Consider the following 16,549-nt stretch of genomic DNA (forward strand, 5'->3'; position numbering starts at 1 on the left):
AATTCTCCTATATGTTTCTGTGATTATTATCAAAGAAAAAATTCTTTATATCATTTTTAAAATGTCCTAGTACTACCTTTACAGTAGCTACAACTGGAACTGCAAATATCATTCCAGGAACTCCAAACATTCCAGCTCCTAGTATCAAGCTAGTCAATATTAAAAGTGGATTTAGTCCAATAGTAGTTCCAAGTATCTTTGGTGCCAAAATATTATTTTCAACCCATTGTATTAAAACAAAGGCCACAGCCACAATTACAGCTTTAATTGGATTATCTACCAAAGCTAGAACAACTGCAGGAACAAATCCTAAAGCAGGTCCTATATATGGTATTATATCTGCAACACAAGTTATAATCCCAATTATAAGCGCATAGTCTATCCTCATAATTAACAAGAATATAGTAGTCATAACTCCAACGGCAATTGCCATTATTAGTCTTCCTCTGACAAATTGGGAATTAACTCTATCTATTTCTTTAAATAGTGATGTGGTGCTCTTGTATTTATTTGGTGGAACTTGATTTTTAATCCACACAAAATACTTTTCTTTAAACATTATAAAATAAAATGTAAATACAGGTATTAAAACAACCCTTATAATACCGCTTGCAAGTCCAGATACTTTTTCTCCTATATTACCCAATTCGAATATTAAGTTATCTTGAACTTTATTTAGACTTTTTAAGATACTTTTAGTTCCACTTGTTATAAAGTCATTTGCTGCTGGATAGTCTGTGAACTTATCCCCCACTTTTTCTCCTAGCTCATTAATGTATCGAATAATTTGAGGTATTGACTGAACTAAATTTTTAAGCTGTTCTACAAGCATAGGCCATAAAAATACTACAATAATAGCAAAGAAAAGTATTACTATTAAATACACTACCAAAATGGCATATGACCTTTTTAAACCTAAATCTTCAAGCTTCATGGCTAGAGGATTTATTAAGTATGCTACAACTACAGAAATTATTGCAGTGGATAATGTCCTACTAACTATTGGATACTTATTAAAAATAAAAAGGGTCATTAGTATTAATATAATTATAACCGTAGTTCTCTTTATAAAAATTTGATCGAATTTTAACCTATTTCGTAAACTAACTTTGGTATTTCCAATATTAATCAAATAGTAGATGCTAAAAGATAACAAAAAAACTACTAAAACCAATATTGCATTTATAAGTAAATGTTGAACATCAAAAGGCATTTATACACACCCCTAAATCTATATTATCTCTTAATATAGTATATCATAGATTTTTAAAAATATTTAAGTTACTTTAAAAGTCAAGAAAACAAGATAAAATTATCTTGTTTTCTTAACATTTCTATCTACCATATCTTGTAAACTTATGGAATCAATTGTATTGTTCATCTCATCTTCAATAACTTGCCAAACTTGTCTTGCAATACAGTAATCTTCTTTACAGCAAACTCCATCCGCGCTTGAACATTCTGTAATTCCAAAAAAGTCTTCAGCTGATCTTAAAACATCTCCCACGGTTATATCTTTAGGATCTCTCGTTAAGAAATAACCTCCCTTTGGTCCTCTTATACTATCTACTAAATTATCTTTTTTTAATTTTCTAACCAATTGTTCTAAATATCCCATAGGCAAATCAGTAGCTTTTGAAACTTCGCTTAGAGGAATTGGGTCTTCCCCATAGTGTCTTGCTAATTCAAACATAGTATGCAGTCCATATCTGCCTTTAGTTGAAAGTCTCATTTTACTCCTCCAAATTACTTAGTATCATAATTTTAAAATAATTTTATTTCTTACACTATAAAAAATATTAAACCTTTATTTTATAACTAGATTAATTATTTTCCCTGGCACATAAATCTTTTTGATTATATTTTTGCCTTCTAAAGCATCTTTGAACTCATCACTGGAAATAACTTTATCAAAAATAGCTTCCTTTTCTTCGTCAATATTTATCTTTATAGTTCCTTTAACTTTACCGTTAAGTTGTACAGGAATTTCGTAAACACTTTCAACTAATTTTGATTCATCGTATTCTGGCCAGTTTTGCTCATGCACATTTCCATTCTTCATTTTTAGTTCCCATAATTCTTCAGTTATATGTGGTGCAACCGGGTTCAATAATATTAGGAAAGTTTCAAAGTCTTTTAATGTAAGTTTGGAATTCGAATAAAATTCATTTATTAAAGTCATAAGCTGAGCTATAGCTGTATTAAACTTTAAATTTTCATAGTCTTCAGTAACTTTTTTTATAGTTCTGTGAATTTCTCCTTCTAAATTCTCAGAATACTCTTCACTTTCTTCTAACATATCTTGAAGCTTCCAAACTCTTTCTAAGAATTTTCTACAACCCTTTACACCATTTTCAGACCATGGCGCTGATTTTTCAAAATCACCTATAAACATTTCATAAGTTCTTAATGTATCCGCTCCATAATCTCTTATTATATCATCAGGATTAACAACATTTCCTCTAGATTTCGACATTTTTTCGCCGTTATCTCCAAGAATCATTCCATGGCTTGTTCTCTTTTTATATGGTTCTTTAGTATTCACTACTCCTATATCATATAAGAACTTATGCCAAAATCTTGAATAAAGTAAATGTAGAGTTGTGTGTTCCATTCCTCCATTGTACCAATCTACTGGAAGATAATAGTTTATTGCGTCTTTTGAAGCAATTCCATTATTATTTTTTGGATCTACATATCTTATATAATACCATGAGGAACCTGCCCATTGTGGCATTGTATCAGTTTCTCTCCTTGCAGCTCCACCACAGCAAGGGCATTTTGTATTAACAAAACTCTCTATATTTGCCAGTGGTGATTCGCCGTCTCCTGTAGGTTCATAATTATCCACTTCAGGTAACTTTACAGGTAGCTCTTCTTCAGGTACTGCAACCCATCCACACTTTTCACAGTGAACTAGTGGAATCGGTTCTCCCCAATATCTCTGTCTTGAAAATACCCAGTCTCTTAATTTATAATTGGTTTTTCTATTTCCAATCTTTAATTCTTCAGCCTTAGAAATTATTTTTTCTGAAGCCTCTTTAACATCTAATCCATTTATAAAGTCTGAGTTTATTAACTTTCCATTCACTATTTCTGTTAACGGAAGCTTATCATTTTCACCTCGAGAAATTACTTGAATTATTTCAAGTCCAAATTTCTTTGCAAAGTCATAGTCTCTTTGGTCGTGTGCTGGAACTGCCATAATAGCACCAGTTCCATATGTTGTAAGAACATAATCTGAAACATATACCGGAATTTCTTTTCCTGTAAATGGATGAACAGCGGTAATTCCATCAATTAAAACACCGGTTTTATCTTTAACTAATTGAGTTCTTTCAAATTCAGATTTTTTTTCAGCCTCTTGTCTGTATGCAGCTATTTCATCCATGTTTTTAATTATATTTTTATGTTTTTCTAGTAGCGGATGGTCAACTGCTATAACCATGTAAGTAACACCAAAAATAGTATCAGGTCTTGTTGTATATACTTTTATAAAATCGTCTAAGTTAGAAACTTTGAAATCCAATTCGCATCCATGGGTTCTCCCAATCCAGTTAATTTGTTGCATTTTAACCCTTTCAGGATAATTAACCTCAGCTAGATCGTCTATTAATCTATCAGCATATTCAGTTATTTTAAGCATCCATTGGCTTTTAATCTTATGTTCAACTTCACTGCCACATCTTTCGCAGTTACCACCTATCACCTCTTCATTTGCAAGTCCTGTCTTACATGATGGACACCAGTTAATAGGCATTTCTTTCTTATAAGCAAGTCCTTTTTCGAATAGTTTTAAAAATATCCATTGAGTCCATTTATAATACTCAGGATCAGTTGTGTCTATTTCTCTGTCCCAGTCAAAGGAAAGGCCGATAGATTTCATTTGATTTCTAAATCTATCAATATTAGTTCTTGTAATTACTGCAGGATGAACTTTGTTTTTTATAGCATAATTTTCTGCAGGAAGTCCAAAAGCATCCCAGCCCATTGGATAAAGAACATTATATCCTTGAAGTCTTCTCTTTCTAGATACTATGTCCATAGCTGTGTAAGGTCTTGGGTGGCCTACATGAAGTCCCTGTCCTGATGGATATGGGAATTCTATTAGTGCATAAAATTTCTCTTTGTTTTCATCAATTTCTGTTTTAAAAGTTTTATTCTCTTCCCAATACTTTTGCCATTTTTTTTCAATGGCATTAGGATTGTATATGTCCATTTTTCCCTCCAAAATTTAATCTGAATAAGAAAAAACTTTCGTTTCAAAATGACACGAAAGTTAATTTCAGTTAATTAATTATTATTAGTTTTATTATAACAAAATATTTTTTCTTATCTTCTTGTCATTACAAGATTATCTTCTTATTAAAATTTAATTATCTAGTTAAATTGTAGCATTTTAGTTCAATTAAATCAATCTTCAAACTCTTCTTTAAGAAGTTCTAACAGGATTTTTAACTCATCTTCCGTAAAAGTTAGTCCCTTGCTCATTCTTGTATGATCTGGATTCCATTCTCTTATATCATACTTTGCAGGTCTTTCAGCCCAACTTACAAGATTTAATTCTTTTCTCCATCCCTTATCATTTTCAGATAGTATACCAAGATTTTCAACTATTTCATATTTAAATTCAGCCATATCTTCCCCCTACATAATAAAATTGTTTTTATTTGGAATTACTGCTAGAAGCATACCATTTATTTCCTTTATTATATTGTTTAAGCGATTAATATCATCACTCAAATCCTCTTCATATTTAAATACATGGTTTAATAAAAGCCTATCCTCCTCGTTGAAACTTTGTAGTAATTCATCTAAATTTCCATCAAATTCCTCTCCACTCTTTACAGCAGAAAAAAGAATGTTTAAAGTTTTATTTTCATAGATTTTTATTTTTTCTAGATCTTCATCTTTTAGTGCATTTAAAGAATTTAAAAGTATTTCATCTACTTCATTTTGCATCTTATTTATTTTAAAGTTTTCCAAAAGTTCTTTAATACTATAATATTTTTTCTCCAATACCTTCGACTTCTTTATATTTTCATTATCCAAATGCACACCCTTCATAAATTCTATATCGATAATGTAGTCTATAGCTTCAAGCATTCCATTACTAATATCAGTATTTAAGTTTAAAGATTTTAAAACTTCAACTTCTTGCAACTTATAGAAGAGTTCCTTTTGTTTCATATTTCTTAAGTTTTGCAAACTTTTTACTTTTTCCAAGCTTAAATTAAATTCTTTTATATTGTCAATCCTATCATTTATTAGTTCAAGTAAATTATCTTCTTTCAGTTACAATCACCCCTATCAAGCTTAAGTTTATCATCAAATAAAAAAGTTTCAAAATTGATTTTGAATTTAATGATATGATATCATTAAACTATAAAAATTTAAAACCTTAATTTAAGGAGTAAGATATGAAAAAAAATAATTTTATCGTTAAATTAGTCGCTGGATTACTTGTTGTAGCTATGATATTCCCTATAATTTTTTCATTTTTTGCAACATGGAAATAAAAGACATTAGTTTTGACGAAAAAAAAGGACTTTTTATAGTCGAGTTTGATAAAAAAACTCTAAATGCAAGCTATAACCTATATAATGAGCTAAATCTTTCAAAGGGAAAAGTTTTAGACGAAGAAGAATTTAATAAACTTATGGACTTTAATGACTACAATTTGAATTTCTCAAAAGCTCTTAATTTTATTAGTTTTAGAATACGTTCAAAAAAGGAAGTTTATGACAAATTAAGAAAAGAAAATGTGTCTAAAGACCATATAGATAAAATAATCTCAAAACTTCAAGATGATGGATACATCGATGACTATAGATTTGCTAAGGCCTTTTTCGAATCAAAGATAGAAATTAATAAATGGTCAAATAGAAAAATTGAGTATGAACTTATAAATAAAGGTATAGATAAAAATATTATAGATGAATTTTCATTTAATTTTAAAGAACTTGAATTTGAAAACGCAAAAGACTTAGTTGAAAAAAAATTACCTCAATGGGAAAACAAATTCGAAGGATTTAAATTAAAAAACAAAATTTATACCTTTCTTTCATCCAGGGGCTTTGATTATAGCACTATAGAAAAGGTCATCGGTGAACTAATTTGAATTTCGTATATATTTTAAAATGCAAAGATGAAAGTCTTTATACTGGATGGACTAATGACTTGAAAAAAAGAATTGAAACCCATAACTCTGGAAAAGGAGCAAAGTACACAAGAGGAAGAACTCCTGTAAAACTCATGTACTATGAAGAGTATGAAGATAAGCTTATAGCTCAAAGGCGTGAAAGAGAAATAAAAAAACTGCCTAGAGAAAAAAAACTAAAGTTAATAGAAAGCAAGACTAAATATCTATTAAGATGAAAAAACTAGGAGTTTAAGCTCCTAGTTACATTTTTATATTCATATATTCTTCTAGATTTTTACTTAATAGAGAGAACATCACTGTTCCTGGCCCTGAATGAGAACTTATAACTGGGCCTATTTCGTCTACATATATATTTGTAAATCCCATTTCTTTAGAAAGTATTTCTTTGAAATCCAAAGCCAACTGTAAAGAATCTGAATGTCCTATAATAACAAGCTGATCTTTACTTATATCTGGATCCATTTCTTTTTTTATTAATTCAACAAATTTCTTATAAACTTTTTTTATTCCTCTTGCCTTGTCAATTGGAATTAGTCGCCCTTCTTTATCTACATGAAGTACAGGTTTAATATTAAGCATTCCACCTACAACTTTTTCTGCAGCTGATACTCGTCCTCCCCTATAGAGATATTTCAAATCATCTACTGTAAAGAATGTTAAAGTAGAATCTATAAGTTCATTTATTTTTTGTATAATCTCTTCAAAATCCATACCATTTTGTATATATTCCACTGTTCTCCTGACTAATAGTCCAAATCCATATGAAGCAAGTTTTGAGTCTATAATCTCTATAACAGCATTAGGTTTTTCTTCCAGTAACATATTTTTAGCTAATCTTGCAGAATTTATCGAACTTGTTATACCACTTGATAATACTAATGAAATAACTTTGTTTCCCTTTTCAACTTCTTCAAAAAAAGCTCTATAATATTCATCAATCGGTATTTGAGCTGTTGTAAAGACATCTCCCTCGCGCATTCTTTCATTTAATTCTTTGGATGATATATCTATACCGTCTTTATATTCTACTTCATTACATATTGCAGTAAAGGGTAATATTCTTATATCATATTTTTTCGCCAGCTCCTGAGATAAATCGCAACCTGAGTCAACTAAAAGTTTTATACTCATTTTATCACCTCACTTTTGTTTATTATAACATGAACATTGACCTAAAATCCATCTTTAAGTATACTATATAATGTTAATTAACAATTTAAATAATAGGAATGTGATAAAATGAGTAATTTAATAATACCAAAAGAATATAAATCAAGTCTTGATTTGATAAAGACACAAAAAGCTATAAAATTGATTAAAGATTTTTTTCAAATAAATCTGTCTGAAAAATTAAATTTAATAAGAGTTTCTGCCCCACTCTTTGTAGATAAACAATCTGGTTTTAATGACAACCTAAGCGGAACTGAAGTGCCAGTTTCATTTAAAGTTTCGCAAGATGGAGAAGATGTTGATCTTGAAATAATACATTCACTGGCAAAGTGGAAGAGAAACGCTCTGGCTTCATACAATATAGAAGTTGGTCAAGGGCTATACACTGATATGAACGCCATAAGATCTTGCGAAATTTGTGACAATACCCATTCCTACTATGTAGATCAGTGGGACTGGGAAAAAGCAATTTCTCCTAATGAAAGAAATGAAGAATATTTAGAAAAAGTTGTTAGAGATATTTATGATGTGCTTTTAGACACTGAAAACATGTTATCCGAAACGTACGATGACTATAATAAAATTTTGCCAAAGGAAATAACTTTTATTACTACATTTGAACTTGAAGAAATGTATCCAGATATTTCTTTTGAAGAAAGGGAAAAACTGTTTGCAAAGGAAAAGGGAGCTATATTTATTTCAAAAATAGGTAGAAATTTAAAATGTGGTAAACCTCATAGCATGAGAGCTCCAGACTATGATGACTGGGATTTAAATGGAGATATTATCGTTTGGAATCCTATATTAAATGATGCTCTTGAGCTTTCTTCCATGGGTATTCGTGTTGATTCCAAAGCATTGAAAAAACAACTTGAAGAATCAAAAACCACTAATAGGCTAAACTATGAGTTCCATAAGAATTTGGTTGATGGAAAATATCCTGAATGTATCGGTGGAGGTATTGGCCAATCAAGACTATGTATGTTTTTCTTGCAAAAAGCCCATATTGGTGAAGTTCAAGCAAGTACATGGCCTAAGTCTATGATTGAAGAATGTAAAGAAAATGAAATAAATCTACTTTAATAATTTTTTGCTCATATTAGAGATTTTAACAATCTTTAATATGAGTTTTTAATTTATTGAGTAAAACGGTATCATTACACTTAAATTAAATTGAAAATTATTGTATAATGGTATTAGAATTTGTTTTGAGGGAGAAAAATGCTGAAACTTATTGTAATATCAGACTCCACTGGAGAAACTTGCGAGCAGATTGTTAGAGCTGCTTTTGCACAATTCGATATAGAAGAAAGAGAAATCGAGAGACATTCAAATGTCCGAAGCGTAGAAGTTCTTAACAAAATAACCGATAAAATTGATAATTTTGATAAAACTATCGTATTTTATTCACTTGTTGATGAACATCTAATAGAGCATTTGAAAAAGATTTGTGAGCTTAAAAACTTACACTCTGTCGATATTTTAACTCCGGCCATAGTAGCCATTGAAAGGGTTTCCAATTTGGAACCAAAAACTAAGCCAGGTGCCCTTAGAAATCTTGATGCTCAATACTTTAAAAGGGTTGATGCCATAGATTTTGCTGTGCGCTATGACGATGGTAAGGACCCAAGAGGTGTACTATCAGCCGATGTAACCATTATAGGGGTATCACGTACTTCAAAAACTCCCCTATCAATGTACTTGGCTAATAAGAACTTCCGGGTTGCAAATATTCCTCTGGTGCCAGAAACACCAGTGCCAAAAGAAATTTTCGAAGTGCCAAGTAAGAAAATAATTGGACTTACTAATTCGCCAGTTAAACTTAATTCTATAAGAAAGTCAAGACTTCAATCTCTTGGCTTACCATCTAACTCTTCTTATTCAAATCTTGATAGGATATTGATAGAACTAGAATATGCGCATTCGATAATGAAGAAAGTAGGATGTCCTATAATTGATGTTTCCGATAGGGCTATAGAAGAAACAGCTGAAATAATTATTAGACATCTAAGAAAAATCAATAATAGGTTGTAGGAGGAATCAAATGACAAAAAAGTATGTTTACGATTTTTTAGAAGGTAATAAGGATATGAGAAACCTTCTTGGAGGAAAAGGTGCTAACTTAGCTGAAATGACAAACTTAGGGCTTTCAGTACCTCCAGGATTTACTATTACGACTGAAGCTTGTAATAGATATTATGACGAAAATGAAAAGCTTTGGGAAGAACTTTTAAACGAAGTAAGAGAACATATTAATACTACTGAAGAAAAGTTAAACAAGAAGTTTTCTGACACAGAAAATCCTCTACTATTCTCCGTTAGAAGTGGTGCTGTTTTCTCAATGCCAGGAATGATGGATACAATTTTAAACCTTGGTTTAAATGATGAATCCGTTATAGGCTTAGCTAATTCAACCGGAAATGAAAGATTTGCATTTGATTCATATAGAAGATTTATTCAAATGTTCTCCGATGTTGCTATGGAAATACCTAAGGTTCACTTTGATACTGCATTAGATAATATGAAGAAAGACAGAAAGGCCGAATTAGATACAGATCTTACAGCTGAAGATTTAAAACAATTAGTTTCAGAATACAAAGAAATTTATAAAGAAGAAACTGGCAATGAGTTCCCTCAAGATCCTATTGTGCAACTTGAACATTCAATAGAAGCAGTATTCAAATCATGGAATAACCCAAGAGCAAAAGTATATAGAAAACTTAATGGCATTGATGATTCTCTTGGAACTGCAGTAAATGTTCAATCTATGGTTTTTGGTAATATGGGAGAAAATTCCGGTACAGGTGTTGCCTTTTCAAGAAACCCTGCTACAGGAGAAAATAAATTATTTGGTGAATATTTAATGAATGCTCAAGGCGAAGACGTAGTTGCAGGTATTAGAACACCTCACGAAATTATGGCACTACACGAAGAAATGCCAGAAGTATATGATGAGTTTCTAGCAACTGCTGAAAAACTTGAAAAGCATTATAAAGATATGCAAGACCTTGAATTCACAATAGAAAAAGGAAAACTATATATCTTACAAACTAGAAATGGAAAGAGAACTACTCAAGCCGCATTAAACATCGCCGTTGATTTAGTTGAAGAAGGTTTAATTTCAAAGGAAGAAGCTCTTTTAAGAATTGAACCTCTTAGCTTAAACCAACTTCTACACCATACTTTCGATGAAAAACAACTTCAAAGTGCCGAACTTATTACTAAGGGGCTAGCCGCTTCACCAGGAGCTGCTAGTGGTAAGATGTACTTCCATGCACATGATGCTGTAGAAGCTGCAAAAAATGGCGAAAAAGTTATTCTTGTAAGACAAGAAACTTCTCCAGAAGATATTGAAGGAATGGTAACAGCAGAAGGTATTCTTACAGCAAGAGGTGGTATGACATCGCATGCTGCTGTTGTTGCAAGGGGAATGGGTAAATGCTGTGTTGCCGGTGCTTCTGATATAGTAGTAGACGAAATATCAAAAGTTATGAGAACATCTAAATATGTTCTTCACGAAGGTGATTATATATCATTAAATGGTAGTGACGGCTCAATTTATCGTGGAGAAATAAAAAAAGTTGAACCTACTCTATCAGGAAACTTTGAAAAATTTATGTCTTGGGCAGATGAAATCAGAGATATGGGCATAAGAACAAATGCTGATACTCCAAGGGACGCTAAGCAAGCACTTGCGTTTGGTGCCGAAGGAATTGGACTAACTAGAACTGAGCACATGTTCTTTGATGAAGAAAGAATTCCTATTGTTAGAGAAATGATTTTATCAAAGACTTTAGAACAAAGACAAAAAGCTTTAGAAGAATTAAGACCTATGCAAGAAAGTGATTTCTATGAAATCTATAAGGTAATGGGAGAAAAATCTGTTACAACAAGATTACTAGATCCTCCTCTACACGAATTCCTTCCTACCAAAAAAGAAGATATTGAAGCTTTAGCTAAGAAGATGAATCTTACTTTTGATGAAGTTAACGATACTGTTAATGATTTGAAGGAAGTTAACCCTATGCTTGGTCATAGAGGCTGTAGACTTGCAGTAACATACCCTGAAATATATCGTATGCAAGCAAGAGCAATTATTACAGCTGCTTTAAGATTAAAACAAGAAGGAATTAATGTAACTCCTGAAATAATGATTCCTCTTATTGGAGATTTAAAAGAGCTAAAATATGTAAAATCTGAAATCATTGAAGAAATAAATAATGTATTTGAAGAATTAAACTCTAAAGTTGAATATAAAATCGGTACAATGATAGAAGTACCAAGAGCTGCATTACTTGCTGACGAAATTGCTAAAGAAGCTGACTTCTTTAGTTTTGGTACAAATGATATGACTCAAATGACTTTTGGTTTCTCAAGGGATGATGCAGGTAAATTCCTATCAGATTATGAAGAAAAGAAAATTTACCCAAGAAGCCCATTTGAACAAATTGACGTGGATGGTGTTGGAAAACTTCTTGAAATAGCTGCTGAAGGCGGAAGAAAAACAAATCCAAATATTCACTTGGGTATTTGTGGTGAGCATGGTGGAGATCCAAAGTCAATTGAATTCTGCTATAGCATAGGACTTGATTATGTATCCTGTTCCCCATACAGAGTTCCTATAGCAAGACTTACCGCTGCACAAGCAAAGGTAAAAAAAGATAGAAATATAAAATAGTAATATTGAGAGTTGTCAATTGACGGCTCTCTTTTTATGAAATAAAAAAGAGTTGCCCTAGGACAACTCTCAAATTATGTTAAAATTTTTTTCTACTACCAGGTTTTACAAGCTCAAGTCCCTCTTTACAGAATGGACAGTCTTCTTTGTCATAAATATTTATTTCAAGGCTTATGGCAGGATATAGTTTTATTCCAATATCTCTTCCTGAAGTTCTATCGGCTAAGCAAGCAATTCCTAAACAGTTTGCTCCGTGGTCTTCAATAACTTTGATAGTTTCATATGAACTCTTTCCAGTTGTAACAACATCTTCAACTACAAGTACATTTGCTCCTTCAGGAATTTCGAAACCTCTTCTTAGAGTCATGACATCATCTTGTCTTTCAGTAAAGATTGCAGGAACTCCCAATACTCTTCCAAGTTCATAAGCAATTATTATACCACCCATTGCTGGTCCAACTACTAAGTCAACTTTTATACCGTCTGCATCAATTTTTTCTTTTATAATCTTACATACTTCTTCAGTCTTTTCAGGATATTGAATAAGTTTAGCACATTGAATGTATCTGTTACTATGTTTCCCTGATGATAATAAAAAGTGTCCTGTTAATAATGCCTTACTTTCTTCTAATAATTCTAAAACTCTATTTTCCATTTTATCCCCCTAAATAATTCCTCTTATTTCGTCTAAGCTCTTTATTCCCTGTTCAACCATGAACTTTTTCATTCCTTCTACTATTTCAACCATAGCATTAGGGTTAACAAAGTTTGCAGTTCCTACTTGTATTGCGGTTGCCCCAACCATTATATATTCAATGGCATCTTGCCAATTCATAATGCCACCAATTCCTATTATAGGAACATTTACTACTGAAGCTACATCATGAACCATTCTTAGCGCAATTGGTTTTATTGCCGGACCTGAAAGTCCTGCAGTTATGTTTGAAAATACTGGTTTTTTATTGTAAATATCCACAGCTAATGCATTAAATGTATTTACTAGTGAAAGACCATCTGCCCCTGCTTCAACACATTTAACCGCCATATCTTTAATATTTTCTGCATTTGGTGAAAGCTTTACAATTAAGGTTTTTTCAGTTGCATTTCTAACTTCCCTTACAACTTCCTCAGCTATATCACATTTAATTCCAAATGCCATTCCGCCCTCTTTTACATTTGGACAAGAAATGTTAAGCTCGATTAGTTCTATATCGGTTTTGTTGAGTAATTCGATTGATTTTAAATATTCATCTATTGTAGCTCCCCCAACATTAACCAATATTTTAGTATCATAATCTCTTAAAAACTCAAGATCATTTTTTATAAACTCTTCAGTAGAAGGATTTTGAAGACCTATACTATTCATTATGCCTGATGGTGTCTCATGTATTCTGATGCCTCTATTTCCTGGTTTAGCTTTAAATGTTACGCCAGAAGTTGCAATTCCACCAATCTTATTAAAGTCTACATATGGTTCGTATTCCCTTCCAAATCCAAATGTACCAGATGCTGCAATTACTGGATTTTTTAAAACAGAGTTACATAATTTTGTACTAAGCATCAAAAATCACCTCTTCTCCTTTAAATATAGGGCCTTCATGGCAAACCCTCTTTACTCCCTTTGTAGTTTGAATTGCACATCCATAGCAAGCGCCTATTCCACAAGCCATATGAGCTTCCAAAGAGTAAAAAGACTTTCCTGATAGTTCTCTTTTTTGAAGCGATTGCATCATTGGGTTTGGACCACATGCAAATACATAGTCGTATTTATCCTCTATTATATCAGTTACAAGTCCCTTATGACCTTCATATCCAGTTATTGTAGTTACATTTACATTGTTCGCATATTTTGCAAATTCATCCATTAAGTAGCTTTTATCATAAAATCCAGCATATATATCAACTTTTCCTTTTAAGGTCTTAGCAAGGTACATAAATGGCGCTATACCTATACCACCAGCTACTATGGCGCAGCTTTCTACTCCCTCAGTTGGGAAGGTATTACCAAGAGGTCCTAATAATTTTATATATGCTCCCTCTTTTAATTCAGAAAGGATTCCAGTTCCCTTGCCAACAACCTTATAAAGAAAAGAAATTTTATTTTCTTCTAAATCATATATACTAAGTGGTCTTGGAAGTAATGGACTATCATCCCAAGCTCTAAGCATATAAAACTGGCCTGGTTTGCCTTCAAATTTTCCTTCAAGTTCCATTAAATAGATGTCATCTTGAATATGTTTATTAAGAATAATTTTACTATCCCTGTAATTTTTCTTTTCCATATATATCCTTTCTCATTTTAAGTACCGCATCTCTTGTGCATTCTTGGAATTTCTTTTCTCCACCTTCAACCTTTTTGTAAGCTGTTATTATACCTCTTGAAGAGTTTACAACACCACCATTAAAGTTGTTTAGATAAAGTCTAATATCTTCAGCCTTTCCGCCTTGTGCACCGTAGCCTGGAATTAAGAAGAATGAGTTCTCATATCTATCTCTTATTTCCCTAGCTTCTTCGCTATATGTTCCTCCAACAACAAATCCTAAAGAACTGTATCCACACTCCCCTATTACTTCTTGCGCCATTTTGTATATGTTGTCGCCAATTGTGTAGTACATAGGTTCATTGTTGTACTCTAAATATTCTATGTCTTTTGCCCCTGGATTAGATGTTCTAAGTAGTACGAAAACACCTTTGTCTCCACTTTTTAAGTATTCCATATATGGAGTTATGCTGTCATAACCCATGTATGGATTAAGTGTAATGAAATCTACTTCAAAATCACCTGTGAAATGAGCTTTTGCATATTCCTTTGCCGTATTTGCAATATCTCCTCTTTTTACATCACCTATTGAAATGCAGTTTTTATCTCTAAGATATTTTAAAGTTCTGCTATAGGCTTTCAGACCATCTATTCCCATAGCTTCATAATAAGCTATTTGAACTTTGTAAACGCCAGTAATATCATGTGTTGCATCTATTATTTGTCTATTGTATTCAAATACAATGTCTTCAACACTGGAACTCATATTTTTTATATTTTCAGGTATATAGTCCATAGATGTATCAAGTCCTACACATACAAAACCCTTTTCTTCAACTGATTTATAAAGTTTATCGATTATCATTTATTCCTCCTTGTCATAAATTTGATCACAATATGCACATTTATATAATTTTTGCTCTCTGTCTATAAGTTCAAATCTATGAACTATATTTCTTTCACTTGTGGAAATACAACGAGGGTTTTTACAATGAATTACGTCTTCAACTACCTCTGGAAGTTCTACATTTATCTTTTTAACAATTTTTTGATCTTCAATTATATTTACGGTGATTGTTTCGTCAATTAATCCAAGCACTCTCAAGTCTAAATCTATTACATTTTCTATTTTTATGATATCTTTTTTGCCCATTGCCTTTGAACTTGCATTCATTATTAGCGCTACAGAGTAATCTGCTTTGTCTAAGTCAAGCATTTCATATAGCATGTGTCCGTGGCCTGCTTTTATATGGTCTATTACAATCCCTTTGTTAATACTATTAATTGTTAACATTATTTCACCCCTAGTAGTTTTAATATAAGTGCCATTCTAACAATTACACCGTATCTTACTTGTTTAAAGTAAACTGCCCTTGGGTCGCTGTCTACTTCTACGGCTATTTCATTCACCCTTGGAAGCGGATGTAGTATTGCTAAGTCCTTCTTAGCATTTTCTAGCTTTTCAAGCGTTAATATATAAGAATCTTTAAGTCTTATATAATCTTCCTCGTTAAAAAATCTTTCTCTTTGCACTCTTGTCATGTATAGAATATCTAAGTCTTGCATAACTGAACTAAGTTTTTCAGTTTCTACAAACTCGATATTTTTATTTCTTAATACTATTTTTATATACTCTGGAATTTTTAATTCTTCCGGTGATATAAACACAAATTTATTGTTAGGATACATACTCATTGCCTTTACAAGTGAATGAACTGTACGGCCAAATTTTAAGTCACCACAAAGACCAATTGTTAGGTTTTCAAATGTACCCTTTGTTTGCATAATTGTAAGTAAGTCAGTTAGTGTTTGAGTTGGATGTTGATGTCCTCCATCACCTGCGTTTATTAAAGGCACAGTTGTAAAGTCCTTTGATAATGTTGCAGATCCTTCTTTAGGATGTCTCATTGCTATTATGTCAACATAGCTGCTTATGGTTTTTACTGTGTCAGCTAAGCTCTCTCCCTTTGCTGTAGATGATGAAGAGCTTTCTGAAAAGCCTATGCAATCTCCACCAAGTCTGTGAATTGCTGACTCAAAACTAAGTCTTGTTCTAGTTGATGGCTCAAAAAAAAGAGTCCCTAGAATCTTACCAGTACAACAACCGGAAAAACTCTCAGGACTCTTTATTATGTCTTGAGCTAAATCCATTATTTCACTTATGTCTTCTTTAGAAAAATCATTAATCTCTATTAAATCTCTGCCAGATAACATTTATTATGCCCCCTCTTTATTTTTTCTTAGACTAAGATACCATTTTAAAATCATATTGTCAAA

At 31.8% G+C, this 16,549-nt stretch carries 17 protein-coding genes; 5 read left to right on the top strand and 12 right to left on the bottom strand.

Annotation, left to right across the window (positions count from 1 at the left end; translation table 11 throughout):
- Positions 1-7: 7 nt before the first annotated feature.
- The 5 genes from WKS98_RS00090 to WKS98_RS00110 form a co-directional block, all read right to left on the bottom strand.
- Complete coding sequence (locus WKS98_RS00090; protein WP_498915833.1) at positions 8-1,213, bottom strand: AI-2E family transporter; 1,206 nt, start codon at positions 1,211-1,213, stop codon at positions 8-10.
- 99 nt (positions 1,214-1,312) lie between these two features.
- Positions 1,313-1,732: an RrF2 family transcriptional regulator gene (locus WKS98_RS00095; protein ID WP_498915835.1), complete on the bottom strand. Its 420-nt coding sequence runs from the start codon at positions 1,730-1,732 to the stop codon at positions 1,313-1,315.
- 75 nt (positions 1,733-1,807) lie between these two features.
- Positions 1,808-4,219: a leucine--tRNA ligase gene (gene leuS, locus WKS98_RS00100; protein WP_498915837.1), complete on the bottom strand. Its 2,412-nt coding sequence runs from the start codon at positions 4,217-4,219 to the stop codon at positions 1,808-1,810.
- Positions 4,220-4,413: 194 nt separating this feature from the next.
- The gene (locus WKS98_RS00105) at positions 4,414-4,638 is read right to left on the bottom strand and encodes a YdbC family protein (RefSeq protein WP_498915839.1); all 225 of its coding nucleotides are present in this window, start codon (positions 4,636-4,638) and stop codon (positions 4,414-4,416) included.
- A gap of 9 nt (positions 4,639-4,647) precedes the next feature.
- Complete coding sequence (locus WKS98_RS00110) at positions 4,648-5,190, bottom strand: hypothetical protein (protein ID WP_498915840.1); 543 nt, start codon at positions 5,188-5,190, stop codon at positions 4,648-4,650.
- A 319-nt stretch (positions 5,191-5,509) separates the two neighbouring features.
- Here WKS98_RS00110 and WKS98_RS00115 point away from each other — a divergent pair, with 319 nt between their 5' ends.
- Positions 5,510-6,121, top strand: coding sequence for a regulatory protein RecX (locus WKS98_RS00115; RefSeq protein WP_498915842.1), 612 nt, complete (start codon positions 5,510-5,512; stop codon positions 6,119-6,121).
- Positions 6,118-6,378, top strand: a complete 261-nt coding sequence (locus WKS98_RS00120) for a GIY-YIG nuclease family protein (RefSeq protein WP_498915844.1) — start codon at positions 6,118-6,120, stop codon at positions 6,376-6,378. The genes WKS98_RS00115 and WKS98_RS00120 overlap by 4 nt, the downstream gene beginning before the upstream one ends.
- Positions 6,379-6,403: 25 nt before the next feature.
- On the opposite strand, the gene WKS98_RS00125 is transcribed toward WKS98_RS00120, so the two are convergent.
- Complete coding sequence (locus WKS98_RS00125) at positions 6,404-7,294, bottom strand: DegV family protein (protein WP_498915845.1); 891 nt, start codon at positions 7,292-7,294, stop codon at positions 6,404-6,406.
- A gap of 108 nt (positions 7,295-7,402) precedes the next feature.
- Between WKS98_RS00125 and asnA the strand changes: the two genes are divergently transcribed.
- The 3 genes from asnA to ppdK all read left to right on the top strand — a co-directional run bounded on the left by asnA (position 7,403) and on the right by ppdK (position 12,011).
- Positions 7,403-8,416 (top strand): aspartate--ammonia ligase, encoded by a 1,014-nt coding sequence (gene asnA, locus WKS98_RS00130; RefSeq protein WP_498915846.1) that lies wholly within the window; start codon positions 7,403-7,405, stop codon positions 8,414-8,416.
- A gap of 138 nt (positions 8,417-8,554) precedes the next feature.
- Complete coding sequence (locus WKS98_RS00135; protein WP_498915848.1) at positions 8,555-9,367, top strand: pyruvate, water dikinase regulatory protein; 813 nt, start codon at positions 8,555-8,557, stop codon at positions 9,365-9,367.
- Between the two features lie 10 nt (positions 9,368-9,377).
- A complete protein-coding gene (ppdK, locus tag WKS98_RS00140) occupies positions 9,378-12,011 on the top strand; it encodes a pyruvate, phosphate dikinase (RefSeq protein WP_498915849.1) in 2,634 nt (877 codons plus the stop codon).
- A 79-nt stretch (positions 12,012-12,090) separates the two neighbouring features.
- On the opposite strand, the gene pyrE is transcribed toward ppdK, so the two are convergent.
- From pyrE to pyrB, 6 genes are read right to left on the bottom strand one after another with little or no spacing between them, the layout of a single operon-like run.
- Positions 12,091-12,666, bottom strand: coding sequence for an orotate phosphoribosyltransferase (gene pyrE, locus WKS98_RS00145; protein WP_498915851.1), 576 nt, complete (start codon positions 12,664-12,666; stop codon positions 12,091-12,093).
- A gap of 9 nt (positions 12,667-12,675) precedes the next feature.
- The gene (locus WKS98_RS00150) at positions 12,676-13,572 is read right to left on the bottom strand and encodes a dihydroorotate dehydrogenase (RefSeq protein WP_498915852.1); all 897 of its coding nucleotides are present in this window, start codon (positions 13,570-13,572) and stop codon (positions 12,676-12,678) included.
- Entirely contained in the window at positions 13,565-14,293 is a 729-nt protein-coding gene (locus tag WKS98_RS00155; protein ID WP_498915853.1) for a dihydroorotate dehydrogenase electron transfer subunit, read from the bottom strand. The genes WKS98_RS00150 and WKS98_RS00155 overlap by 8 nt, the downstream gene beginning before the upstream one ends.
- Positions 14,268-15,137 carry an orotidine-5'-phosphate decarboxylase gene (pyrF, locus tag WKS98_RS00160; protein ID WP_498915855.1) on the bottom strand — a complete coding sequence of 290 codons (870 nt, stop codon included), beginning with the start codon at positions 15,135-15,137 and terminating at the stop codon, positions 14,268-14,270. The genes WKS98_RS00155 and pyrF overlap by 26 nt, the downstream gene beginning before the upstream one ends.
- Positions 15,138-15,566 carry an aspartate carbamoyltransferase regulatory subunit gene (locus WKS98_RS00165; RefSeq protein WP_498915857.1) on the bottom strand — a complete coding sequence of 143 codons (429 nt, stop codon included), beginning with the start codon at positions 15,564-15,566 and terminating at the stop codon, positions 15,138-15,140. It abuts the gene before it with no gap.
- A complete protein-coding gene (pyrB, locus tag WKS98_RS00170) occupies positions 15,566-16,486 on the bottom strand; it encodes an aspartate carbamoyltransferase (RefSeq protein ID WP_498915859.1) in 921 nt (306 codons plus the stop codon). The genes WKS98_RS00165 and pyrB overlap by 1 nt, the downstream gene beginning before the upstream one ends.
- Positions 16,487-16,549 lie beyond the last annotated feature (63 nt).

The organism is Lagierella sp. ICN-221743 (assembly GCF_037890055.1).
Lineage (GTDB): Bacteria > Bacillota > Clostridia > Tissierellales > Peptoniphilaceae > Mediannikoviicoccus.

Coding starts and splice junctions, on each gene's coding strand:
- WKS98_RS00090 (WP_498915833.1), bottom strand. CDS start 1,213: ATGCCTTTTGATGTTCAACATTTACTTATAAATGCAATATTGGTTTTA.
- WKS98_RS00095 (WP_498915835.1), bottom strand. CDS start 1,732: ATGAGACTTTCAACTAAAGGCAGATATGGACTGCATACTATGTTTGAA.
- leuS (WP_498915837.1), bottom strand. CDS start 4,219: ATGGACATATACAATCCTAATGCCATTGAAAAAAAATGGCAAAAGTAT.
- WKS98_RS00105 (WP_498915839.1), bottom strand. CDS start 4,638: ATGGCTGAATTTAAATATGAAATAGTTGAAAATCTTGGTATACTATCT.
- WKS98_RS00110 (WP_498915840.1), bottom strand. CDS start 5,190: ATGAAACAAAAGGAACTCTTCTATAAGTTGCAAGAAGTTGAAGTTTTA.
- WKS98_RS00115 (WP_498915842.1), top strand. CDS start 5,510: ATGGAAATAAAAGACATTAGTTTTGACGAAAAAAAAGGACTTTTTATA.
- WKS98_RS00125 (WP_498915845.1), bottom strand. CDS start 7,294: ATGAGTATAAAACTTTTAGTTGACTCAGGTTGCGATTTATCTCAGGAG.
- asnA (WP_498915846.1), top strand. CDS start 7,403: ATGAGTAATTTAATAATACCAAAAGAATATAAATCAAGTCTTGATTTG.
- WKS98_RS00135 (WP_498915848.1), top strand. CDS start 8,555: ATGCTGAAACTTATTGTAATATCAGACTCCACTGGAGAAACTTGCGAG.
- ppdK (WP_498915849.1), top strand. CDS start 9,378: ATGACAAAAAAGTATGTTTACGATTTTTTAGAAGGTAATAAGGATATG.
- pyrE (WP_498915851.1), bottom strand. CDS start 12,666: ATGGAAAATAGAGTTTTAGAATTATTAGAAGAAAGTAAGGCATTATTA.
- WKS98_RS00150 (WP_498915852.1), bottom strand. CDS start 13,572: ATGCTTAGTACAAAATTATGTAACTCTGTTTTAAAAAATCCAGTAATT.
- WKS98_RS00155 (WP_498915853.1), bottom strand. CDS start 14,293: ATGGAAAAGAAAAATTACAGGGATAGTAAAATTATTCTTAATAAACAT.
- pyrF (WP_498915855.1), bottom strand. CDS start 15,137: ATGATAATCGATAAACTTTATAAATCAGTTGAAGAAAAGGGTTTTGTA.
- WKS98_RS00165 (WP_498915857.1), bottom strand. CDS start 15,566: ATGTTAACAATTAATAGTATTAACAAAGGGATTGTAATAGACCATATA.
- pyrB (WP_498915859.1), bottom strand. CDS start 16,486: ATGTTATCTGGCAGAGATTTAATAGAGATTAATGATTTTTCTAAAGAA.